The organism is Bartonella sp. ML69XJBT, from assembly GCF_028618515.1.
GTDB lineage: Bacteria > Pseudomonadota > Alphaproteobacteria > Rhizobiales > Rhizobiaceae > Bartonella.
The window spans coordinates 1-24569 of record NZ_JAQITB010000008.1 but is presented as its reverse complement, the minus strand read 5'-3'; the positions used below and the strand labels follow the sequence as shown (position 1 = coordinate 24569).

Annotated in this window: 14 protein-coding genes; 9 read left to right on the top strand and 5 right to left on the bottom strand. The window is 38.3% G+C overall.

Going from position 1 to position 24569, the window contains the following annotated elements; genetic code table 11:
* Positions 1-123 precede the first annotated feature (123 nt).
* The 4 genes from purL (at position 124) to PVV68_RS04060 (ending at position 4390) form a co-directional block, all read left to right on the top strand.
* The gene (gene purL, locus PVV68_RS04075; RefSeq protein WP_273720679.1) at positions 124-2334 is read left to right on the top strand and encodes a phosphoribosylformylglycinamidine synthase subunit PurL; all 2211 of its coding nucleotides are present in this window, start codon (positions 124-126) and stop codon (positions 2332-2334) included.
* A 64-nt stretch (positions 2335-2398) separates the two neighbouring features.
* Positions 2399-2632, top strand: coding sequence for a BolA family transcriptional regulator (locus PVV68_RS04070; RefSeq protein WP_273720678.1), 234 nt, complete (start codon positions 2399-2401; stop codon positions 2630-2632).
* 99 nt (positions 2633-2731) lie between these two features.
* A complete protein-coding gene (gene grxD, locus PVV68_RS04065) occupies positions 2732-3064 on the top strand; it encodes a Grx4 family monothiol glutaredoxin (RefSeq protein WP_273720677.1) in 333 nt (110 codons plus the stop codon).
* A gap of 69 nt (positions 3065-3133) precedes the next feature.
* Positions 3134-4390, top strand: a complete 1257-nt coding sequence (locus PVV68_RS04060) for a multidrug effflux MFS transporter (protein WP_273720676.1) — start codon at positions 3134-3136, stop codon at positions 4388-4390.
* Between the two features lie 96 nt (positions 4391-4486).
* Here PVV68_RS04060 and parC read toward each other — a convergent pair whose 3' ends face one another.
* Positions 4487-6736, bottom strand: coding sequence for a DNA topoisomerase IV subunit A (parC, locus tag PVV68_RS04055; RefSeq protein WP_273720675.1), 2250 nt, complete (start codon positions 6734-6736; stop codon positions 4487-4489).
* A 993-nt stretch (positions 6737-7729) separates the two neighbouring features.
* Positions 7730-9520, bottom strand: coding sequence for an aspartate--tRNA ligase (gene aspS, locus PVV68_RS04050; RefSeq protein WP_273720674.1), 1791 nt, complete (start codon positions 9518-9520; stop codon positions 7730-7732).
* 135 nt (positions 9521-9655) lie between these two features.
* Between aspS and rnd the strand changes: the two genes are divergently transcribed.
* Positions 9656-10810 carry a ribonuclease D gene (rnd, locus tag PVV68_RS04045; RefSeq protein ID WP_273720673.1) on the top strand — a complete coding sequence of 385 codons (1155 nt, stop codon included), beginning with the start codon at positions 9656-9658 and terminating at the stop codon, positions 10808-10810.
* Between the two features lie 546 nt (positions 10811-11356).
* Here the strand turns inward: rnd and ppx are convergent.
* On the bottom strand, positions 11357-12868 hold the full coding sequence (gene ppx / locus PVV68_RS04040; RefSeq protein ID WP_273720672.1) for an exopolyphosphatase: 1512 nt from the start codon (positions 12866-12868) through the stop codon (positions 11357-11359).
* Between the two features lie 6 nt (positions 12869-12874).
* Positions 12875-15055, bottom strand: a complete 2181-nt coding sequence (locus tag PVV68_RS04035; protein WP_273720671.1) for an RNA degradosome polyphosphate kinase — start codon at positions 15053-15055, stop codon at positions 12875-12877.
* A gap of 310 nt (positions 15056-15365) precedes the next feature.
* Between PVV68_RS04035 and PVV68_RS04030 the strand changes: the two genes are divergently transcribed.
* Positions 15366-15614, top strand: coding sequence for a zinc-finger domain-containing protein (locus PVV68_RS04030; RefSeq protein WP_273720670.1), 249 nt, complete (start codon positions 15366-15368; stop codon positions 15612-15614).
* Positions 15615-15647: 33 nt separating this feature from the next.
* Positions 15648-16895, top strand: a complete 1248-nt coding sequence (locus PVV68_RS04025; RefSeq protein WP_273720669.1) for an FAD-binding protein — start codon at positions 15648-15650, stop codon at positions 16893-16895.
* 188 nt (positions 16896-17083) lie between these two features.
* On the opposite strand, the gene dnaE is transcribed toward PVV68_RS04025, so the two are convergent.
* A complete protein-coding gene (gene dnaE / locus PVV68_RS04020) occupies positions 17084-20572 on the bottom strand; it encodes a DNA polymerase III subunit alpha (protein WP_273720668.1) in 3489 nt (1162 codons plus the stop codon).
* Between the two features lie 387 nt (positions 20573-20959).
* Here dnaE and recG point away from each other — a divergent pair, with 387 nt between their 5' ends.
* Both recG and PVV68_RS04010 read left to right on the top strand, forming a co-directional pair.
* On the top strand, positions 20960-23068 hold the full coding sequence (gene recG / locus PVV68_RS04015; RefSeq protein ID WP_273720667.1) for an ATP-dependent DNA helicase RecG: 2109 nt from the start codon (positions 20960-20962) through the stop codon (positions 23066-23068).
* Between the two features lie 735 nt (positions 23069-23803).
* Positions 23804-24569: integrase family protein (locus PVV68_RS04010; protein ID WP_273782676.1), on the top strand; the 766-nt coding region annotated here is incomplete at its 3' end.

The following is a 24569-nucleotide window of genomic DNA, read 5'->3' as shown; positions in this document are numbered from 1 at the left end:
GCATTTTCGTTTAGGATCTATAGACCACTGCCTTATCAAACGATAAGCCCCTTGATGACCTAAGCTGCTAGATTTAAAATAATAAAGATGCTAAATCTTGATCAATTTGACGGATAAAAATTCATGAATCCTTGCAATAACAGAGCCATTACGCCAGAACTCATTGTCCAACACGGTCTAAAAGATAATGAATATCAACATATCCTGACCTTAATTGGTAGAGAGCCAACCTTTACTGAGCTGGGAATTTTTTCGGCAATGTGGAACGAACATTGTTCCTACAAATCATCCAAAAAATGGCTTAAAACACTTCCAACAGAAGGAAAATGTGTCATTCAAGGACCTGGTGAAAATGCTGGTGTCGTTGATATTGGTGAGGGGCAATGCGTTGTTTTCAAAATGGAAAGCCATAACCATCCCTCCTATATTGAACCTTATCAAGGTGCAGCAACGGGTGTTGGTGGTATTTTGCGTGATGTCTTTACCATGGGTGCACGTCCTGTTGCAGCTATGAATGCCTTGCGATTTGGGGCTCCAAGTCATCCTCGAACACGCCACCTTGTTTCTGGTGTTGTTTCTGGAATAGGTGGTTATAGTAATGCTTTTGGCGTCCCAACCGTTGGTGGAGAAGTCAATTTTGACAAGCGCTATAATGGCAATATCCTTGTAAATGCCTTTGTCGCTGGTATTGCAAAGACCAACTCTCTTTTTTATTCCAAAGCCCAAGGAGTAGGACTTCCTGTTGTTTATCTTGGGGCAAAAACAGGACGTGATGGTGTTGGTGGAGCAACAATGGCTTCTGCCGAATTTGACGATTCAATGAGTGAAAAACGCCCAACAGTCCAAGTAGGTGATCCTTTTACAGAAAAATGCCTTCTTGAAGCTTGCTTAGAACTCATGGAACTGAGAGCTGTCGTTGCTATTCAAGATATGGGTGCAGCAGGTTTAACATCTTCTGCGGTTGAAATGGGAGCAAAAGGAGATTTAGGGATACAGCTTAATCTTGATAAAGTTCCTGTTCGTGAAGAAAACATGACAGCCTATGAAATGATGCTTTCTGAAAGCCAGGAACGCATGCTCATGATATTGAAACCAGAGCTAGAAAAGCAAGCCGCAGCAATTTTTCATAAATGGGGACTTCATTTTTCCATTATTGGAAAAACAACCGATGATTTACGTTTCCGTGTCTTTCATCAAGGAGAGGAAGTCGTCAATCTTCCCATCAAGGAACTTGGGAATGAAGCGCCTGTTTATGATCGTCCTTGGAGTGAACCCGTAAAAAAGCCACTTCTTAAAGTAGAAGAAATTGAGAAGGTTGAAAATTTGGGAGATGCACTTCTCTCATTATTGAATTCTGCTGATCAAAGTTCAAGGCGATGGGTTTATGAACAATATGATACACTTATTCAAGGAAATACGCTTGTTCGTCCAGGAGGTGATGCTGGAGTCATTCGTGTAAGCAGTCATGACAAACGTGCTCTTGCTTTTTCTTCTGATGTAACACCTCGCTATTGTGAAGCTGATCCTTATGAAGGAGGAAAACAAGCCGTCGCAGAATGCTGGCGAAATATCAGCACGACAGGTGCAACACCATTAGCCGCTACAGATAATCTCAATTTTGGTAATCCTGAAAAACCTGAAATTATGGGACAATTGGTTTTTGCCATTAAAGGTATAGGGGAAGCTTGTAGAATCCTCGACTTCCCTATCGTTTCAGGAAATGTTTCTCTTTATAATGAAACCAATGGAGAAGCAATTCTTCCTACCCCAACAATTGCTGGTGTCGGCCTTCTTGCTGACTGGTCTAAAATGGTAACAATCAGTGGTATGCAAAATGGAGATACTATTGTTTTGATTGGAGCATGCGGCTCTCATTTAGGTCAATCAATCTATGCACGTAATATTTTAAATATTGAGACAGGTGCACCACCTCAGGTAGATTTACAGCTTGAAAAAAAGCATGGACAATTTGTTCGAGATGTCATTCATCATGGTTTTGTAAATGCCGCTCATGATATTTCTGATGGTGGATTAGCCATTGCTCTTGCAGAAATGGTCATAAAAGCTGAGAAAGGAATAAAAGTCAAATTAAGCAACAAGCAACCATCTCATGCAGAGCTTTTTGCAGAAGACCAAGCGCGTTATCTTTTAAGCGTCAAATCTCATGCCCTCAGCGATCTTAAAGAACTCGCACAAACAAACGCAGTTTCTTTAACGGAACTTGGTCGAGTTGAGGGTGATTCTCTTGACATAGAGGGGATATTAGCACTTTCCATAGACAAACTTACACAAGCTTATGAAAGTTGGTTTCCGCAATTCATGGGCGAGGAATAAAAAGTTCTTCGTCTCTACTTGACTTAATGCGATTCTGACAAAGAATAAATAAAGGAGAATAATCATGGCAATGAGTGCCCATGCGATTGAAACACTTATTCGCGAAGGTATTCCCGATGCAACTGTGATAATTCGTGATCTGGCTGGCGATGGAGAGCATTACGCTGCTGAGGTGACTTCTGAAAGTTTTCGCGGGAAAAGCCGTGTCCAGCAACATAAAATGGTCTATGATGCTCTTAAAGGCAATATGGGAAATGATCTTCATGCGTTAATGCTGCAAACGAATATTCCCAAATGATTTTAAAAATTCTTCTTGCATTCATTCACTCAATACGAGTAGAAAATATCATGAATGTACAACATACATTTACAAAATCTGCAATATTGAGGAATAAAGATGAGCACTGTTCATGATTTTATTGACAACGAAATTAAAGAAAATGACGTCGTTTTATTCATGAAGGGAACCCCCAATGCTCCGCAATGCGGATTCTCAGGACAGGTTGTTCAAATCCTTGATTATTTAGGATTAGATTATAAAGGGATCAATATCTTAACTTCTCATGAATTGCGTCAAGGAATTAAAGACTACTCAAATTGGCCAACAATTCCACAACTCTATATCAAAGGTGAGTTTGTTGGTGGTTGTGATATTGTGAAAGAAATGTTTCAAAATAATGAATTGCAAGAACTGTTAAAAGAGAAAAATATTCCTTGTAATAAATCATAGGTATCTTTCATTTTTCAGCCTCTTAAAAAGAGCTGTGGTCGGTAGAAATTGTTATTTCAAGGATGCCTTATGTCATATTTAATTGACGAACAAACGCACCGTGATGCGATTAGAAAAAGAATTGGCTATAAAGAATTTGTTCTTCTTATTGGAGCACTCATGGCTATCAATTCTATAGCTGTTGACATTATGCTTCCAGCCATGCCTGATATTTTGAACAGCTTACATGTTCTCAATGAAAATGATCAACATTATATCATTTCTAGTTATCTTATAAGTTATGGCATCACACAAATATTTTTTGGTCCGATAAGTGATCGTTATGGACGTCGTAAACTTATTCTCCTTGGTCTTGCATTTTATGCCGTTACAGCGATTGGTTGTGCTTTTGTATCCAACTTTTCTCTATTGCTTATTTTACGTATCTTGCAAGGTATAGGAGGTGCTGCTATGCGCGTCCTTACTGTTTCTGTTGTACGCGATCTTTACAGTGGTCGAAAAATGGCAGAAGTTATGTCTATCGTTATGATGGTTTTTCTTATTGCACCCATGATTGGACCAGCAACAGGACAATTCATTTTATTGTTTGGAAACTGGCAAATTATCTTTATCTTTATGGCAATTATTGGTTTTGGACTGATGATTTGGATTCAACTACGCTTGCCTGAAACTCTTTATAGACAACGTTCTCTTTCTTTTTCTTCGGTCAAACATAACTTATGGGTCGTCATAACCAATCGCACCACACTTTGCTACACACTAGCAACTTCTATTGTTTTAGGTTGTATTTTTACCGCTGTTAATACATCGCAGCAAACATATGAAGGAATTTACAATCTAGGACTCTGGTTTCCAATTGCCTTTGCTGTTGGTGCGGCTTTTCAAGCTCTATCATCATTCTTTAATTCTCAATTGGTTGGACGTCTTGGCATGCGACGTATCGCACACACCATGCTTTTGCTCTTTTGTATCACCTCATGTATTTGGTTTATTGGCTCACTCTTAACAGATGGTGTTATCCCTTTTCCTTTTTACATGCTGCTGTTTTGTATATTGATGTTTGCCTGTGGCGGCATTATGGCTAATTTCAATACACTTGCTCTCGAATCTGTAGGGGAAATTGCTGGGACAGCATCTTCCGTATCTGGTTTTCTTCAGACATCTATCGCCACCAGTCTTGGCTTTTTTATTGCACAACAATTTGATGAAACAACAATACCCAATTCAGCAGCATTTTTCTTTCTCAGCATCATCGCCATATTTCTTGTTCTATGGGCTGAACGTGGATATCTTTTTAGGCAATATCACCATAATCCTAACGAATAGAAGCAACTCAAAAAAAGGTTCACAATACTCTTACTCAAAGAAAATCATACAGTTGTTCTTTTTAACGGTCTATAATTTATAAATCAGATCAACAATTCAATTCGTAAATTTTCCTGATTTTGGAAATCCTTTGGGAACCAAACGCCCCACTCCAGCACGCATTCCCATCCACTCAATAAGGTCATCAGCTTGACGGTTAAAACAGCGCTCAGCTGTATCTTGCCAACTTAGCCCTTCTGATAAATGAAAGGTTTTGGCATCAACAATACCGCCCTCTTTGTAACGTTGCAGACGAACACCTTTACCACGACTCATTTCTGGTATTTGTTCAATGGCAAAAATAAGCATTTTACGGTTTTCACCAACTATTGCAACATGATCACCTTTTACTGGAATACAAAGCCTTACTTTATCAGAAGCCCTTGCATTCATAATTTGCTTGCCTTTTCGTGTATTAGCAATCACTTCGGTTGCAGATACAATAAAACCATTTCCATGAGATGAAATTAAAAGCAATTTATCCTGTGCATGATAGACAAAAGCTGTCAAAACATCGTGCTCATCATCCATATCAACTAAAAGGCGAATGGGTTCACCATGCCCCCTTCCTCCAGGTAAAGTATTTGCAGCAATAGCAAAAAACTTTCCCCCCGTACTTACTACAATAATTTTATCTGTAGTGAATGCTGGAAAAGCTAACTTCAAACAATCCCCTTCTTTGAATGAAAGCGCATTATAATCACTTAAATGTCCTTTTAAAGCACGCATCCAGCCCTTCTCAGAAATTACAATCGTAACTGGTTCTTTTTCGATCATCGCTTGGTGAATATCATCAATATCATGCTTTGGTGCCTCCTCAAATGTCGTACGTCTTTTTCCCAAAAGAGTATCAGGACCAAAAATTTTACGAACCTTTATGATTTCCTCTGAAATCACTTTCCACTGCTTTACACGAGAGGCTAACAAATTCTGCAGTTTTTCTTTTTCAGCACGCAAATTTTCAAATTCCTTACGAATTTCAAATTCTTCAAGCTTACGTAAAGAACGCAAACGCATATTAAGAATAGCCTCAGCTTGATTTTCTGTTAATTGAAAACGGTCGATGAACTTCTTTTTTGGTTCATCCTCTTCACGAATAATCTGAATCACCTCATCAAGATTTAAATATGCGATGAGATATCCATGAAGAATTTCTAATCGGCAATCAATTTGATCAAGCCTATAATGAGAACGGCGAACAAGCACTTCTTGGCGATGTTGGAGCCATTGCTGTAAACTTTCACGCAGAGAAAGAACATTGGGTATTTTTCCAGAAGATAAAACATTCAAATTAAGAGGAAATCTTACTTCAAAATCAGTCAATTTGAAAAGAGACTCCATAAGGAGTTCAGGATCAACAGTACGATTTTTAGGAATAAGCACTATGCGGATATCTTCTGCCGATTCATCTTGAATATCTTCAAGCATTGGTAAGCGTCGTGCAAGGAGCAATTCTGCTGTTTTTTCAATAAGGCGTGACTTTTGAACTTGGTAGGGAATTTCGGTCACAACAATCACATAAGAACCACGACTGCCAGTTTCCTGATGCCAACGTGAACGCAAGCGAAAAAATCCACGTCCAACACGATAAGATTCCTCAATACTCTTTTTAGGCTCAACTAAAATACCACCTGTTGGAAAATCAGGACCAAGAACAAAGCGATTTAATTCCTCATCATTTACATCGGGATATGCAATCAAATGGAGGGCTGCATCACAAAGCTCAGCAACATTATGGGGTGGAATAGATGTTGCCATACCAACAGCAATGCCTGATGAACCATTTGCTAAAAGATTAGGAAAAGCTCCAGGTAAAACAACTGGTTCTTCATCTTCTTCATTATAGGTTAAACGAAAATCAATAGCATTTTCATTAATCCCCTCAAGCAGCAACGCAGCCACTTCAGTCATACGCGCTTCCGTATAACGCATAGCAGCAGCATTATCACCATCAATATTACCAAAATTGCCTTGTCCATCCACCAATGGATAACGAACAGCAAAACTCTGAGCCAAACGCACCAATGCATCATAAATAGAGGCATCACCATGGGGGTGAAATTTTCCCATCACATCACCAACAATCCGTGCACATTTAGCATAAGACTGCCCTGGATTAAGCTTGAGTAAACGCATAGCATGGACAATTCGCCGATGCACCGGTTTTAAACCATCACGGACATCAGGTAACGCGCGGTGCATAATAGTAGAAAGCGCATAAGCTAAATAACGCTCTTGTAAAGCAGAACGTAATTCTATTGGTTCAATATGTTCTTTATCAAAAGGTAAATTCATTTTATCAGACATAATATAAGGACAACAATTCCCAAAATAATGAGCAATTATTCCATAAGATTTTGAGTGTAATCTTTTATGAGCCGACTATTGTTATTGAAAATCGACTATATAAAAATAAACAGGACGATTAAAACATGAACAGAAAATTATATCAAATTGAAAAAGTTATATGCATACTCTAAACTTTGTCTAAAAAGCCATACAGAAATCCTGAATACATTCAGCCTAATTTTTTCTGAAAGTCTAACAATACCTACAACGCATTAATTTATAATGATAATTCACTGTTTTGATAACAAAATAAGAAAATCAAAATATAGTAAGATTTTCTCATTTAAAATCTATTCAAGATGAATCAATAAAAACATCCTTTTGCAAATGACACGTGGGATGAGCATGTGGATAAAAATTGTAAAAAAATGCCTCTTATAAACCCTCTCAGGGACAAGAGCTGTCGCAATATTGGAAATCTCTAGGAAACAGCGATAGTACCGGCTTGTTACTAAGCTCTAAAACATTATAGCTATTGAATATGCTTGACCTCTTACTGCTCTAAAAACAAAGATTACTATGCACACCGTTTTGGTCAACAATTCTGCTTTTTTAGCAAATTTCCCTTGGCTGTCCTCCATGCAATTCTCTTCATAGACTCTAAGAGCAAACCCCACCTTGAATATTTATCTCTATTGCTAACAAAGAAACTCAATGTATAAAGCATTAGCTACCTTATATCGTGATCTCAAATAATACTGTTTTGGAAAACAATCGGACAAAAATAATATCTCGTTTCTATTACGGACTGTACGGAATTTTAAGCATAATGCGATGCTTAATAGCATCGCATTATGCTTATTAAACACTAAAATAACTGCCCTTTTCTACAATGTAAAAAAATGCAAATGCAGTATAAACCTAAGCTTTATAAACAACATATACACATGAACTAAAAATCTTAAAACTTCACTGTAGAGAGAAAACTGCTAAAAACCCAAAACCAATTCATTAACTATTTTTGTTAACAGGAGCCATTCGTATCCCTAAATCACGTAATTGTGCAGAAGAAACATCAGACGGCGCCCCCATCAAAAGATCAAACGCTTGTTGATTCATAGGAAATAAAGCAACCTCACGTAAATTTTTAACGCCTTGTAAAAGCATAATAATACGATCAATACCAGCCGCCATACCACCATGTGGTGGAGCTCCATAATGAAATGCACGATAAAGAGCACCAAAACGATCTTCTACCACCTCTTTGGAAAGACCAACAAGATTAAAAACTTTAAGCATCATTTCTGGTGAATGATTACGAATTCCACCCGATGCAATCTCATAACCATTACAAACAAGATCATACTGAAATGCTTTAAGCGTGAGAGGATCTTGACAGTCAAGAGCATTCTCTCCTCCTTGCGGCATAGAAAAAGGATTATGTGCAAAATCAAGCTTTTTCTCATCTTCATTCCATTCAAAAAATGGAAAATCAACAATCCATGCTAAAGAGAAAGAATCTAGATCAACAAGATCTAATTCTTCCCCTACTCTTGTGCGTGCTGCACCGGCAAAAGATGCAAATTTCTTGGGATCTCCTGCCACAAAAAAACAGGCATCACCACTTTCAAGTCCAAGCTGCATACGAAGTGCTTCAGTTCTTTGCTCGCCAATATTTTTGGCAATAGGACCAGCCCCTTCAAACTTTCCTTGCTCTTCACGCCAGAAAATATAACCAAGCCCAGGCTGTCCCTCACCTTGTGCCCAGCCATTCATACGATCACAAAAAGCACGACTTCCACCCGTTTTAGCTGGAATAGCCCACACTCGTGCATTTTTATCATTTGCTAAAATATGCGCAAAAACTTTAAAGCCAGAATCATAAAAATGCTGTGAGACATCCTCCATAATAATCGGATTACGTAAATCAGGCTTATCCGAACCATATTTTCGCATTGCTTCATCATAAGAAATACGAGGAAAGTTTTGTGTTACAGACTTTCCATCTGCAAACTCTTCAAAAAGAGAGCGCATAATAGGTTCCATTGTTACAAAAATATCCTCTTGTTCAACAAAACTCATTTCAAGATCTAATTGATAAAATTCTCCAGGAAGACGATCAGCACGGGGATCTTCATCTCTAAAACAGGGAGCAATTTGAAAATAACGATCAAAACCCGACATCATCAACAATTGTTTGTATTGTTGAGGAGCTTGTGGCAATGCATAAAACTTTCCCTGATGAATACGACTTGGCACCAAAAAATCACGTGCTCCTTCCGGTGATGAAGCCGTCAAAAGCGGTGTTGTAAATTCTGTAAAACCAGTCTCTTGCATAGAGCGTCTAATAGCAGCAATAATTTCAGTGCGACGCATAATATTTTTGTGCATAGTTTCACGACGTAAATCAAGAAAACGATACTTCAAGCGGATATCTTCTGGATAATCAGGTTCGCCAAAAACAGGTAAAGGAAGCTCATCAGACTTTGAAAGAATTTCAACCTCTTTGGCAAAAATTTCAATTTCGCCTGTTGGAAGAGATGTATTAACGACCTCATCAGCACGTGCACATACTTCCCCATCTACACGAATGACCCATTCAGAACGTACGCTCTCAATAATTTTAAAAGCTGGCGAAGCAGGATCAGCAACAATCTGCGTGATTCCAAAATGATCACGTAAATCTACAAAAAGGATTCCGCCATGATCACGAACACGATGAACCCATCCCGAAAGACGAACCTTTGTCCCTACATCACATTTACGAAGAGCAGCGCAATTATGACTGCGATAACGGTGCATAGTTTTTTGCCTTTGATATAATTTTCACATGGGCTACAAAGTCCTTTTCATAACCATTTGTCAAGATATGAGGATAAAGACTCAAAAAAAAAGTCAAGAAAAGACAAATTTAATTTCTCTCGTTATAATAGAGTGATGATGAATCTTATTACACAAACCAAAGATCTTGAAATTGCACTTTCTATTCTGCGTACCTCAGATTTTGTAACAGTCGACACTGAATTTATTCGTGAAACAACTTTTTGGCCCCAACTGTGTCTCATTCAGCTTGCCTCACCAGACACAACAGCTCTCATTGATCCAATGTCACAAGATATTGATTTACAACCATTTTTTGATCTCATGAAGGATAAAAAAATTGTTAAAGTGTTTCATGCAGCACGTCAAGACATTGAGACCATTTATCATCTTGGAGGCATCATTCCCTCCCCTCTCTTTGATACACAAATAGCAGGATCAATTTGTGGTTTTGGTGATTCTATCTCCTATGACCAGATTGTACAACGTTGCACTGGGCATCACATTGATAAATCATCTCGTTTTACAGACTGGAGCTACCGCCCTCTTTCGGAAAAACAGCTGCTCTATGCACTTGCCGATGTCACCTATCTTAGAGATGTTTATCTCTTATTAAAAAAACAGCTAGAAAAAAACAAACGCACCCACTGGATGGATGATGAAATAGCAATCCTTTTAGCACCTAAAACCTATGATATGCCAGAAGATGAGGCATGGAAAAAAGTAAAAGGCAAAATCAAAAAAACACGTGAACTTGCCGTATTACAAAAAATAGCTGCTTGGCGTGAACGTAAAGCACGCAAATATAATATTCCACGCCGTCATATCATGAAAGATGAGTGCTTAATTGAAATAGCAATTCAACAGCCAACAGATGAAACTGCCCTGAAACGCTTGCGCAGTCTGAACAAAAACTGGGATAAATTTTCAATCGCACAAACACTCATACAAGCTGTAAATGAAGGCTTAGAAGTTGATCTTGCGACTTTACCTCCCCTTCCTAAATATAATCCACTCAATGAGACATCAACTGCCGTTATCGACCTTCTTAAAGTGTTATTAAAGCACGTTGCCAACGAAAATGACATTGCACCCAAAGTTATTGCCACTACCAATGATTTAGAAAAAATCGCTAATGGATGTATCAAGAAAAATATTCCCGCTATGAATGGTTGGCGCTATGAAATATTTGGTAAAAAAGCCGAACAAATGCTAAAAGGCCAGATAGGATTTTATTTTGACAGTGGAAAAATAAACATCAAACAACTCTAATTTACAAAAGATTTTTCACCATTTGCATTCTAAAATGGGTGCAATAAAATTTTTGAAAAGAGTATATTTATTTTGAGTATAATACATGAAGTGAGAATCAAAAAAGAGGAATTGTGTAATCTCACTCCGCTAAGCAAATTGTATTTGAAAAAATAAAAGCTCTAAATAAATTTTAAGTACTTTTATTCCGGAAAAATCTGCCTCATTATCCATATTCCCGCGTCAATTTAGAATGTGCTTTATGACCAATACAAATACGGTAAAAAAACTTATAATTTAAAAACTTAAATTTGATCAATGCTTGCTCAAAATGACGATGAAAAAACAAGCCCCCTAATCGAATAACGGAAAAACTTTCCTCTAATAATAGCGGATTCGTTTGCGGAAATATGAGTTTAGCGCAAAAAAATGTGGAAGCATAATATCTCATATCCTCATATTATGAATATCCTATAGCAACCGTGACACAACAACAAAAAATAAATTTGCATAGCCCCCTCATAAGTAATAATAGAGCAATGAATTTCTACAAATAATAGAAAAGAATCAGAATGTTTCAAAACAAAGAGGCTGGTTTATTATTTTTGATAACTTCTTTAAATGATTGAAAGGACGTTCTCCTAATAAATCAGCATAACGCCTGGGAATATATAAAACAACGTGATCTGTCTTTTTTTGCCACGATAAATGAGGTAAAATTCCTGCAGTAGACGCACTAAAAAGATAAGCAATCCGCATAATTTCACCAAGAATTCTTGCTTTATCAACGAGATTTTTAGTTGCAAGTTGAAAAATAGGAAGGGATTCCTCATCAATTAATGAACCTGTATTGCGAAAAAAAACAGCGAGCGCAGCATAAGCACGCCCCTCATGAGAAATCCCCGGATATGATCCTAGTGCTATTCGATTGGCCGCCTCATTACCCCTATAATCTGGATGGATACGCCAACCAATATCCGCAAGAAGACACGCAGCCTTGCGATAACGGCATTCATTTTCAGTCTCGAGAATCCCAAAAGCTTTAAAAGCGCTTGTCGTAAAATCAATGAGTTCTTCTGCCTGCTTTGGTGAACGAGCCCGTAAAATAGCCATTTCCGTGCATGCTGCAATGAGCGGATCTGAAGCACGAATTTTTTGTGGCAATCGTGAATAAAGAAAGCCTTCACGAACACCAGCTCCAGAAAAAACTATTTTTTTTACCCCCATACATTGAATAAGTTCAACAAGAATGATCGCCCCATAAGATAAAAGCTGACGACGATTTTTTGAAACAGCTGTAATTCCTTGCATATTATCAATGCTGCCACGCACAACAAAACGTAGAAAATCTTCCATTTCAGCTGCATCAACTTCATAGCCATGCATAACAGGCAACCGATAATGTTTGGTTGCCATATGGAGCTTTGCCAAATTACGCCAAGTCCCTCCAACAGCATAAAAACAACGTGCCCTGCCTTTACAAACGACAGCAGATTTACCAAACTGCTCATGGGCAATTTTTGCAGCAACAGCAATATCATTATTAGACATATACTGTAGGCGTAAACCACCTAAGGGCAGTGTTACGCCCTCTCCTACCTCAGAGTCATCAATATCAATAAGCTCCAAACTTCCACCACCAAGATCTCCAGAAATACCCTTAGGTTTGTAAAAAGTAGAAATCACCCCATATGCTGAATAAACAGCTTCTTCACTTCCTGAAAGAAGATATATTTTATTTTGCAAGATATCTTCAGCATTTTGAATAAAGACTGATCCGTTTTTTGCTTCTCGCGCTGCTGCTGTTGCGAGTGTATAGACCTCATCTGCTCCAATCTGTTGACAAAGCGCACGAAAACGTTTCAGTGTTTGCAACGCCATTTTTATGGAATTTTCTTCTAAAAATCCAGTTTTTGCAACACCTTGCCCAAGACCACAGAGAACTTTTTCATTAAATAAAACCGTTGGCGAACGAACAAGACCCTCATAAATAACGAGTCGAACAGAATTTGAGCCAATATCGATAACAGCAACAGGTTTACATCCTTTTAACCGTCCCTGAGCATTTATATATGTCATTGGATTTCAGTCTTTATGTATTTCGGCTTGTTGCCGATGCAACGCCATCAAAGATGAAGCAGAAGACTCAAAAGAACTTTTCCAGCCCGCAGAACCTGCATTGGCCATAAAATACTCCTGTGCATTAAACGGACTTTCACCTCTTTGCGGTATTATACGCCTTGATTTTCCATTATAGAGTATATCAAAACTTTGTTGATTATCAATAATATTAGCTAACATAATTTGTAAAAGAATTTGCTTACGAACCGTTTTATTGAAAACTGGAACCAATATTTCAATACGATAATCCAGATTACGAGGCATCATATCAGCAGATCCTAAATAAACAAGTGCGTTCTCATTGGGTAAATCTTCACCATTACCAAAACAAAAAATACGACTATGTTCAAGAAAGCGCCCTACAATTGACTTTGCACGAATATTATCTGAAATTCCTGGAATACTAGGACGCAAACAACATATACCACGCACCACCAAATCGATCTGTACACCCGCTTGACTAGCACGATATAAAGCATCGATAATTTCCGGGTCAACCAATGCATTGACTTTCATCCAAATAGCAGCAAACCGCCCCTGCCGCGCATGAGTAATTTCCCCTTCAATATGCTCCAAAATACGATTGCGCAATGTTAAGGGTGAAAAAGCAATCTTCATAACCTCATTTGGGCGCTCATACTGAGCAATATAATGAAACAATAACGCAACATCACGTGCAGTATCATCATCTTTGGTAAAAAAAGAAAGATCGGTATAAACTTTAGCATTAATAGGATGATAATTTCCCGTACCAAGATGAACGTAAGAGCAAAGACGTTTATCTTCACGCCTCGTTATCAGTGACATTTTAGCATGTGTTTTCAAGGCAATAAAACCAAAAACAACTTGTACACCTGCGCGCTCAAGATCACGCGCCCAACGAATATTCGCTTCCTCATCAAAACGTGCTTTAAGTTCTACCAAAGCAGTCACTGATTTCCCCTGTTCAGCAGCCTTAATTAAAGCACTGACAATTGGGCTATCATTCGATGTACGATAAAGAGTCTGTTTGATTTCCACAACATCAGGATCGTAAGCGGCTTGATGTAAAAATTGTACAACAACATCAAAGGATTCATAAGGATGATGAAGTACGATATCACTTTCACGAATAGCTGCAAAACAGTCACCCTTATGCTTACGAATACATTCAGGGAAACGAGAATGATAAGGAATAAATTTTAGGTCATTACGTGGAATAGAAACAATCTCTGAAACCATATTAAGCGCCAAAAATCCATCAAGAACACTGATCCAATTATCAGGAACAGCAAGAGCACGGCTTATAAACTGGCGTAAATTCTTTGGTGTTTTCGTATCAAATTCAATTCGAATAACCTGCCCACGACGGCGCCTTTTAAGAGCAGTTTCAAAAAAATGAACAAGATCTTCAGCCTTTTCTTCTACTTCAATATCACTATCGCGAATCACTTTAAATATACCAATTCCGTCCACTTTATGATCAGGAAATACATAATTTATGAAAAGACGAAGAACATCTTCACAGACAATAAAACGAAAATGACTGTCTTTTTGAGGGAGAAGAATAAAACGCCTTAAAGCCATTGGCAGTGGTAACAACGCTATAATTGCCTGTTGAGCAGCCCCCCCAGACAATTGCAAAGCAAGAGAAAGCCCTAAATTAGGAATAAACGGAAAAGAGTGAACAGAATCAACAAACAAAGGTTCAAGAACAGGAAAAATTATGTCAAGAAAATATTTTTCAAGCCATGATTTTTCAATTCCTGAAAGTTCCTCAGGACAAATAATTTCGATATCATTCTGTTTTAATTCATGACGTAAAACACGTAATTCTCGTAATTGCTGAGTCTGCAAATGTGAAATCTCAGCTAACACAAGATCAAGCTGTTCCTGCGGTGTGCGCCCATCTGCACTGCACACTGTCACGCCAGCACGAATTTGAGCAGCAAGACCAGCAACACGAACCATAAAAAACTCATTAAGATTTGCTGCGGAAATGGAAAGAAATTGTAGCCGTTCTAATAAAGGATGCCTTGTATTAGTGGCCTCCATCAATACACGCGTATTAAATTGTAACCATGAAAATTCTCTATTAATAAACCGCATCGGATTTTTCATTGTTATATCCGATAAAGAAATCTGGTCTTCCACCCTCTGTCCCATATACTTTAGCTAAACTTACTTTATACTTTCTAAAATTTTCATAATTAAATATATTACTGAACACTTTATAATATATTACTGTTTAACGATCTATTTTTCTCATGTGATTTCCATTGAATATTTTAAACATTTGAGACTCTTCCTGTACGTAAAATGCTAAAAAACAGAGTGATGAGCTCACGAACATACAAGATAGTGAGTTTATTTTAAAAAGCACCTTGCATTATCATAAGCTTTATTACAAACTCATGCATGAAATAAAAAAATCCCAATCATACCTGATGAAACAATTTATCCGGAGCTTGACACCATGGCTGATCACAACATTCCCCATTTCCAAAATGATCTTGGATATAAAACAATCGAAATTGGTGTAAAAGAATTTATGTGTGTGGGAGCGACACAACCCTTTGATCACCCTCATATTTTTATTGACATGGGAGCGGCTGATGAGAAAATTTGCCCTTATTGTTCAACCCTTTATCGTTATATTTCCTCGCTATCATACAATCAAACAAATCCACCAGGATGTTTATATCATCCAAGCAATTCATTATAATACATTTTCTGCTTTTTCAATATGACGAGGCTTATGGACCAATCACCAATCATCATTGGAGGTGGAATTGCAGGTTTAAGCACTGCTTTAGCACTCGCCCATAAAGGAATAGAAACGATAGTTATTGAAAAGTGTCAACAGCGTGATGTTGTGGGAGCTGGTATTCAGCTTACTCCAAATGCAACCTGTATACTTTCTCATTGGGGAATTCTTAATAAGCTCATAGAAATGGGTACAATACCACGCTTTCTTGAGTTAAGAGATGGAGTCTCTTTAAAAACGCGATTGCGTGTTGATCTGATCAATTTATCAGAGAAATACTGGAAATTCCCTTATATTACGATTCATCGTGCCGCCTTACAAAAAGTTTTACACAACGCTGTTATGAAAAATCCTTTTATTAAATACAAAACAGGCGAATCTTTTCTATCGACGACCCAAACGATAAGCAGCATGAACATAAAAACAATCAAAACAGATACATCAAATAAGACAGGAGCATACCAGTTTTATTCAACATCGCTCCTTATCGGATGCGATGGAGTTTGGTCCACATTACGAAAATTGGCTCCTTTTCATGAAACAGCAGATTTCAGTGGCTTTATTGCTTGGCGTGCAACAACAGAAATTGAAAATCTTCCTAAAGACTTTCGCTCTTTATTGCAAAATGTGAAAGCAATCATAGCTTGGATGGGACCTCAAAATCATCTTGTTGTCTATCCCATTCAACCATCAGCAAAACTGTTTAATTTTGTAGCCATTACAAATGGAAACAATCCCAAAGAAGGATGGGCGCATAAAGGAAATAAAGAACATTTGAAATTTCTTTTTCAAAATTGGCATGGACAAATTTTGCAAATCTTTGACCATATTGATGAATGGACCTATTGGCCCCTCTTTCATATGAAAAAACACCGTTTTCTAGGCTTAGAGCGACAAGTTTTTGTTGGTGATAGTGCACATGCAGCTCTTCCCTTTGCCGCACAAGGTGCTGCTATGGCAATAGAAGATGCCGCCACATTAGCAGAAACGCTCTCTCTTAAAAATCTGTCATTAAAAAAAGCTCTTTCGCTTTATGAAAAAATACGAACAACCCGCATAAGAGCAGTAAAAAAACGTGGAGATTTCAATAAAATAGTTTATCACGCAACGGGTCCTATGGCAATTGCACGTAATTTTATTATGAAAATTCGTACACCAGAGAATACCATCTCTCAGCTTAATTGGCTTTATATGTATGATGCGATGAATGCCATAAAAATATATGATAAGAACTTATAAAATACCTTTAATAACTTGAGAGATACAAGAAATATTTTATTCACTTTATGATGCTAGGAACCCAACATCATTTATCAAAAATAAAAACAAGAATTTTCAAAGTTTCCAATCTGGTTTAAAGTAAAATTCCCCACCACCAATCACGTCAAACATAATGTACAATAAGTCCTCATCTTACAACTCTTGATTTAAGTCAACTCCACAGCGATAATCCCCTGAATTGATTTCATAGCACTTGCTATATGTGAATTAACCTTGTATCGTTTTGGGAGCGCAATTTCGACCTCCCGTAATCCATCCTCCTGAATAAGGACGAGTCCAACTTCTCCATTCCCATGAGGATTTAAATTTTGCTCAATTTGCGCAAGCATATCAACGCTCTTTATAAAGAGACGCATCATTTTATGATTCTGCAACGCTTCCTTTTCCAAAGATTGGACCGTCTCAAGACGCAAACTAACACCTTCAGAGCGATTTTCCGCACTCACTGTGATGATAAAAGATTTCCCAGGCTCTAGTATTTCTTCATAATCCGCAAGTGCGTCAGAAAAGAGAACTGTTTCATACTGTCCACTCGTATCAGAAAAATGAATAATTCCCATTTTTTTACCAGACTTTGTTTTACGCACTTGTTTTGCTACGACAGTTCCAGCAAGTCTAGCAGCAGTTGCCCCCCCTTTTACGGCATTGGCAAAATGAAGCCAAGTTTGAACGCGTTTTTTAGCAAGAATAGCCTGATACTCATCTAGAGGATGCGCAGAAAAGTAAAAACCTATTGCTTGGAATTCTCGATGAAGTTTTTCATCTGGTAACCAAGGAGAGGTTTGCGATAAAATTAACGGCTCTTTTAATCCACCCGAAATGCCAAATATATCAATCTGTCCACTAGAATTGTTTTCGAGAATACGAAGCGCACGTGCATGAAGCGTTCCAAGACTTGCCAATAAAACTTCCCGTGCAATATGAAAGCAATCAAAAGCGCCAGCACAAATCAAACTTTCCATCGCACGCTTATTAACAATACGCGGATCAATACGCTCGCAAAAATCTTCCAAATCCTTAAAAGGTTTATTTCCCCGACAAGCAACAATATGATCAACAACCGCTTCGCCTACACCTTTAATGGCAGCAAGAGAATAATAGATACAGTTATCACCAACTTCAAAAACACGATGTGACGTTTGCACACAAGGTGCAATAACTTTAATACCCAACCTTAATGCTTCACGACGAAAATCATTTAACTTATCCGTATTTGTCATATCATATGTCATTGAAGCAGCTAAAAACTCAACGGGGTGATGCGCTTTCATATAAGCTGTCTGATAAGAAACGATTGCATAAGCAGCGGCATGCGACTTATTAAAACCGTAATCAGCAAATTTTGCTAAAAGATCAAAAATAATATCAGCTTGATCTTTATCAACACCACCAGCGATAGCTCCATTCACAAAGCGCGTCCGCTGTTGTTGCATTTCTTTATGAATTTTTTTACCCATAGCACGACGTAATAAATCCGCTTCCCCAAGCGAATAACCAGCAAGCACCTGAGCAATCTGCATCACTTGCTCCTGATAGACAATAACACCTTGTGTTTCTTTAATGAGATGATCTATTTTAGGATGAATGGAAGCAATTTCCTCTTCCCCGTGTTTGCGTGCATTATAGGTTGGAATATTCTCCATTGGACCAGGACGATAAAGCGCAACAAGAGCAATAATATCTTCAATACGATCAGGCCTCATCCCAATCAGTGCTTTACGCATACCTGCACTTTCCACTTGAAACACACCAACCGTTTCACCACGTGCCATCATAGCATAGGTCGCTTCATCATTGAGAGGGATATTCGACAAATCTATTTTGATAGCCTTTCGTGCAACAAAATCTACCGCCATTTTCAAAACAGTAAGGGTTTTTAATCCAAGGAAATCAAATTTGACGAGCCCTGCCTGTTCAACATATTTCATGTTAAATTGTGTCACGGGCATATCGGAACGAGGATCACGATACATTGGAACAAGTTCTAAAAGTGGACGATCACCGATAACAATCCCTGCTGCATGGGTTGATGCATGACGATAAAGCCCCTCCAACTGAAGCGCGATATCTAATGCACGTCCTATGAGGGGATCTTTTTTCTTTTCTTCCTCAAATTTAGGTTCATCCTTGATAGCATCAGCCAATTCAACCTGACTCCCAGGCGTAGCAGGAACAAGTTTTGTAAGATAATCCACCTGACGATAAGGTACTTCTAAAACACGCCCAATATCACGCAACACCGCACGTGCTTGCAATTTACCAAAGGTAATAATTTGCGCAACTTGATCACGACCATATTTTTTTTGAACATACTGAATCACCTCTTCACGCCGCTCTTGACAAAAATCGATATCAAAATCCGGCATAGACACACGATCAGGATTAAGAAAGCGTTCAAAGAGAAGAGAAAAACGCAATGGATCAACATCAGTAATAGTCAACGCATAAGCAACCAGTGAACCAGCACCAGAACCACGCCCTGGACCAACAGGAATATCATGCGCTTTTGCCCATTTTATAAAATCTGAAACGATAAGAAAGTAGCCTGAAAATTGCATACGTGTAATAATGGACACTTCATAATCAAGCCGCTGCTCATAATCTGTAACAGTATATCCTTCAGCCAATCCAATTGTCTCAAGGCGCATTTTTAAACCAGCTTTAGCTTGACTTAACAATTCACTATCTTCTACTTCTAAAGTACAGTTTGAATCAACAGACTTTTCTATAAAACGAGGCAAAATAGGTTTTCGGACTGGCGTAGCAATATGGCAACGCAAGGCAATTTCAACACTGTTCTCCAGAGCTTCTGGAAGATCAGAAAACAGTGCCACCATTTCATCTTGTGATTTCAAATAATGATCTGGTGTCACACGTTTACGCTCTGGATTAGAGACAATTTGTCCTTCTGCAACGGCCATCAGTGCATCATGGGCTTCATAACCTTCTTTATTCATAAAAAAAGCTTCGTTGGTTGCAACAAGAGGAATTTCATATTGATACGCCAACTCAATCAATGCAGCTTCTACTTGTTGATCAAAAGAGCCATGCCGCTGTAATTCTACATAAAGACGATCATCAAAAATTTTTTTTAAAGAAATTAAGCGTTCAGCAGCACGTTCTTTTTTCCCTTCTGCCAAAGAGAAATTAATAGGCCCCCCCTTGCCTCCCGTTAAAGCAATGATTCCTTCACTATGCGACAACAACCAATCAATTTTAATATGAGGAGAATCACTATCGCACTTATCAAGATAAGCACGACTAACAAGATGAACTAAATGAGCATAACCGATCTTGCTAGCCGCTAACAAAACAACAGAGCAGAAATGAGTAGGATGACGCCCTTGAGAAAAACACACATTATCATCTTCATCAGCAAAATCAACGGCAAGCTGACAGCCAATAATAGGTTGTATCCCGTGAGAAAAACAATATTGCGAAAATTCCAAAGCACCAAATAAATTATTTGTATCGGTAATAGCAACCGCTGGAGCATGATCTGAAATGGCATGTTGAATAATTTGTGGGATTTTCAAAGCCCCTTCAAGAAGTGAATAAGCAGAGTGCACTCTCAAATGAATAAAGCGAGGAAGAGATTTTTTTTCATCTCGTATTTTACTTTTATCTTTTATCACTCTCACAGTTTCCTACTCTAAAATAAATGTCAAATTGCACCCTTATCTGCTTTATAATAGAGAATACTCCAACTTACTCATCTTTAAATTTATAAGTTCATCCCTCTGTATACGAGCAAGATATTGCAACTTTATTGCTATTTATAAAAGACTTTCATCAAGAAAATATCTCTATTCACAGCAAATAAACAGACAAAAATAAAAAGGAAAAAATCGGATAGAATATTATGAATAATAACTCTCATTTTTTTATTTTATATATTCAAAGATAAAGTTTTTTGCTTAAAGTTCAAAATGTAAATAAACGACCTTTCTCTTCGATGACTTATCCCCAAAAAGCTCTTTTAAAGCACTAGAAAAAACAAAAAGAGCAAGGTAAATTTGCTTATGCTTTCAAGCCTTATTACTCCCCTTTTTAATTCTATTCGTACCCTTCCTGGGGTTACACCTAAAGTCTATAGCTTACTAGCAAAAGTCTTAAACACTAATCCCACGCAACACGAGCCGAGCCTCATTGATCTTCTTCAATTAATGCCTTATTCCGTTATAGATCGCAGAATGCGTCCCAGCATCGCTGCTGCACAAGAAGGAGATACCGTTACACTCGAAATTGTTATTGATCAGCATCAGCCACCACCAATGGGTCGTAACCGATTACCCTATCGGGTTATTGCACATGATCCAACAGGAAAAATGAGTTTAGTCTTTTTTCATGCCAAGCCTTTTTGGTTGAAAAAACAACTACCAGAAGGAAAAAAAGCCATTATATCAGGAAAAGTTGAGCGTTTTAACGGACAACTTTCAATGATCCATCCCGATTATATCATAGCAAGCGAACAATCACATCAAATCCCCCTGATAGAACCCGTTTACCCTTCTACCGCTGGACTATCGGCAAAAACACTAAGGCGTATCATACAACATGCCCTTGACTCTCTTCCTCTCTTACCAGAATGGATAGAAGAAAACATCAAAAAGCAGCAAAAATTTTGCTCTTTTTCTGTTGCTTTACACCGTATTCATACACCTATCGATCCCAATGATTTAGCCCTAGAGAGTGCAGCACGCAAACGCCTTGCCTATGATGAATTACTCGCCTGTCAACTGGCTCTTGGACTCGTGCGTTTGAAAACCAAGTCTCTTGTCGGAACATCTCGACCATCAACAGGGATTTACACGAAAAAATTGCTGCAATCCCTTCCCTTTCAACTGACAAATGGACAAACAAAAGCGATACATGACATTTCCAATGATCTTGCTTCAGCAGAGCCAATGTTAAGGCTACTTCAAGGAGATGTAGGCGCAGGAAAAACCGTCGTAGCACTGATGGCAATGGCACAAATTGCTGAGAATTCAGGACAATCAGCTTTAATGTCCCCAACAGAAGTTCTTGCAAGACAACATTTTGCAACAATTGCGCCTCTTGCCGAAAAGATTGGTTTACAAACAGTTCTTTTAACAGGACGAGAAAAAGGAAAAGTCCGCACAAATATTTTGAACACTATTCACTCAGGCCAAGCTTCTTTTATCATTGGAACGCATGCCCTCATACAAGAGAGTGTTTCCTATCATAATCTTTCCCTGAGCATCATCGATGAACAACACCGTTTTGGTGTACAGCAACGTCTTGCTTTAACAGCAAAAGGCCATAAACCTGATATGCTGGTCATGACTGCTACCCCAATTCCACGCACGCTCGTCTTAACAGCTTTTGGAGATATGGATGTTTCAAAGCTCACAGAAAAGCCAGTGGGACGCCAACCCATTACAACAGCAACACTTTCTCTAAAACGTATTGATGAACTCATAGAACGAATTACTCTTGCACTAGAAAAAGGAGAAAAGCTCTATTGGATTTGTCCTTTAGTAGAAGAATCAACCGCTCTAGAGCTTACTTCTATTGAAAGCCGTTTTGCTATTCTCCAAGAGCGATTTGGAACACGTGTTGGTATGATCCACGGCAAAATGTCAACGGATGAAAAAGAAGCAGCCATGACATCCTTTAAATGCGGAAATATCAATATCTTAGTTGCAACAACAGTCATTGAAGTAGGCGTAGATATTCCAGATGCTTCAATCATCGTCATCGAACATGCTGAACATTTTGGTCTTTCACAACTACATCAATTGCGTGGACGTGTCGGAAGGGGAGAAAAAAAATCCTCCTGTATTTTGCTCTACAAAGATCCCTTAACAAAAACGGCTGCAACACGCCTTAATATTATACGTGGTACCGAAGATGGTTTTAAAATCGCTGAAGAAGACTGGCGCCTGCGAGGAGAAGGAGAACTTTTAGGTACACGACAATCTGGTATGCCTGAGTTTCACATAGCAAATCTTTCCGTACATAGTGATCTTTTATCAATAGCGAGAAGAGATGCGCGTTTATTCCTGCAACGTGATCCTCATCTGTCTTCAGAGCGAGGACAAGCTTTACGTTTGCTGCTTTATCTTTTCGGACGAGATGATGCTACACGTCTCTTACGAGCAGGATAATGATAAAAAAGTCATTCAATCAAAATGAAAAAATTTATTCAAAAGCTCTCTTCCCAGTTTGTTCTCCCACGACCTTCGCCAAATAAAGTATACTGAAAAACTCTCGTCGCTATCCTTAAAATTATGAAATCACACAAACCAAACTCTCTTTCCCCACATCCAAGATTCTACTGCATCCGCATGAAGACAGTTCATAAGAGGCATATCCTTCTACATTTTCCTATTCACACATCTGATCCCTCTTCTGACATGCCAAAAAATATTTCTGTATTCAATATCCTTATTAAATGTATAATATACTGATTTATAATGATAGTTTATGGTTTCACCATATCGAATGAGAGCCCCGAATACTGTCATTTTCCCCTTTCAAACCCGTTGATATAAAAGCAATCAAAACCACCTTCTTACACATCACAAGCGGAACTGGCATGTGAATGAAAATTGTCACAAGAAAGCACTAAAAATATCTTTTATGAACCGCTTTAGCTGCCAAAAATTTCGCTATATTGGGAGCTAGAAAAGAGCAAAGAGTATGACGGTATTCGATTTTCCTTCATACAAGGCATTGATTTATAATGATAATTTAGCATTATTCATATTGAATGAGACCCTCGAATAACCTAAGATTCTCTCATTTCAAATCTGTTTTTGTTGCATTAATCAAAATCACTTGCTTGCATGTCACAAGCGGGGCTGGCGTGTGGGTAAAAACTGTATAAGAAAGGACTAAAAATGGCTCTTATGAACCGTCTTAATGCAAGATCTGTCGCAACATTGGGGGCTGGCAAATATAATGATGGGGCCGGCTTGTTACTTCATAAGCGTAAAGATGGAGGTGCTCAATGGATTTATCGTTATACCCTTCATGGGCGCCGCCGTGAAATGGGCTTGGGAGCGTTGCGAAATGTTTCTTTAAAAAAAGCCCGTGAATTAGCAAATCAATGGCGTTCTGTTTTGCATGAGGGTCGTGACCCTATTCAAGAACGCGATAAACAAAAGCGTGAGGCAATAAGCAATCTTCATTATTTAAAAGATATTGCACTAGATGCTTTTGAAAGCCGTAAAGCTGAATTAAAAGGGGATGGTAAAAATGGACATTGGTTTTCGCCTTTACGCCTTTATATTCTACCAAAATTAGGCTGTTTACCGGTTTCAGAGATTACGCAAATAGAGATACGCAATACCCTTGCTCCCATTTGGCATACAAAAGCAGCAACAGCTAATAGAGCTCTTATTCGTCTCAATATGTGTCTCAAACATGCGGCTGCATTAGGGTTGGATGTTGATTTACAAGCAACAGAAAAAGCACGTGCTCTTTTAGGTAAACAACTCCATAAAACACAAAATATACCAGCCATGGATTGGAAAGATGTGCCGGCTTTTTATAAAACGCTTTGTCAAAAAACAGCTATAACACAACTAGCCTTGCGCTTGCTTATCCTTACAGGCGTTCGTACTTTTCCTTTGCGTCATATTCGTGAAGATCAAATTGAAGATG

Bases quoted from the DNA above. Each gene is read 5' to 3' on its own strand.
- purL (WP_273720679.1), top strand. From the start codon at position 124: ATGAATCCTTGCAATAACAGAGCCATTACGCCAGAACTCATTGTCCAA.
- PVV68_RS04070 (WP_273720678.1), top strand. From the start codon at position 2,399: ATGGCAATGAGTGCCCATGCGATTGAAACACTTATTCGCGAAGGTATT.
- grxD (WP_273720677.1), top strand. From the start codon at position 2,732: ATGAGCACTGTTCATGATTTTATTGACAACGAAATTAAAGAAAATGAC.
- PVV68_RS04060 (WP_273720676.1), top strand. From the start codon at position 3,134: ATGTCATATTTAATTGACGAACAAACGCACCGTGATGCGATTAGAAAA.
- parC (WP_273720675.1), bottom strand. From the start codon at position 6,736: ATGTCTGATAAAATGAATTTACCTTTTGATAAAGAACATATTGAACCA.
- aspS (WP_273720674.1), bottom strand. From the start codon at position 9,520: ATGCACCGTTATCGCAGTCATAATTGCGCTGCTCTTCGTAAATGTGAT.
- rnd (WP_273720673.1), top strand. From the start codon at position 9,656: ATGATGAATCTTATTACACAAACCAAAGATCTTGAAATTGCACTTTCT.
- ppx (WP_273720672.1), bottom strand. From the start codon at position 12,868: ATGACATATATAAATGCTCAGGGACGGTTAAAAGGATGTAAACCTGTT.
- PVV68_RS04035 (WP_273720671.1), bottom strand. From the start codon at position 15,055: ATGGGACAGAGGGTGGAAGACCAGATTTCTTTATCGGATATAACAATG.
- PVV68_RS04030 (WP_273720670.1), top strand. From the start codon at position 15,366: ATGGCTGATCACAACATTCCCCATTTCCAAAATGATCTTGGATATAAA.
- PVV68_RS04025 (WP_273720669.1), top strand. From the start codon at position 15,648: ATGGACCAATCACCAATCATCATTGGAGGTGGAATTGCAGGTTTAAGC.
- recG (WP_273720667.1), top strand. From the start codon at position 20,960: ATGCTTTCAAGCCTTATTACTCCCCTTTTTAATTCTATTCGTACCCTT.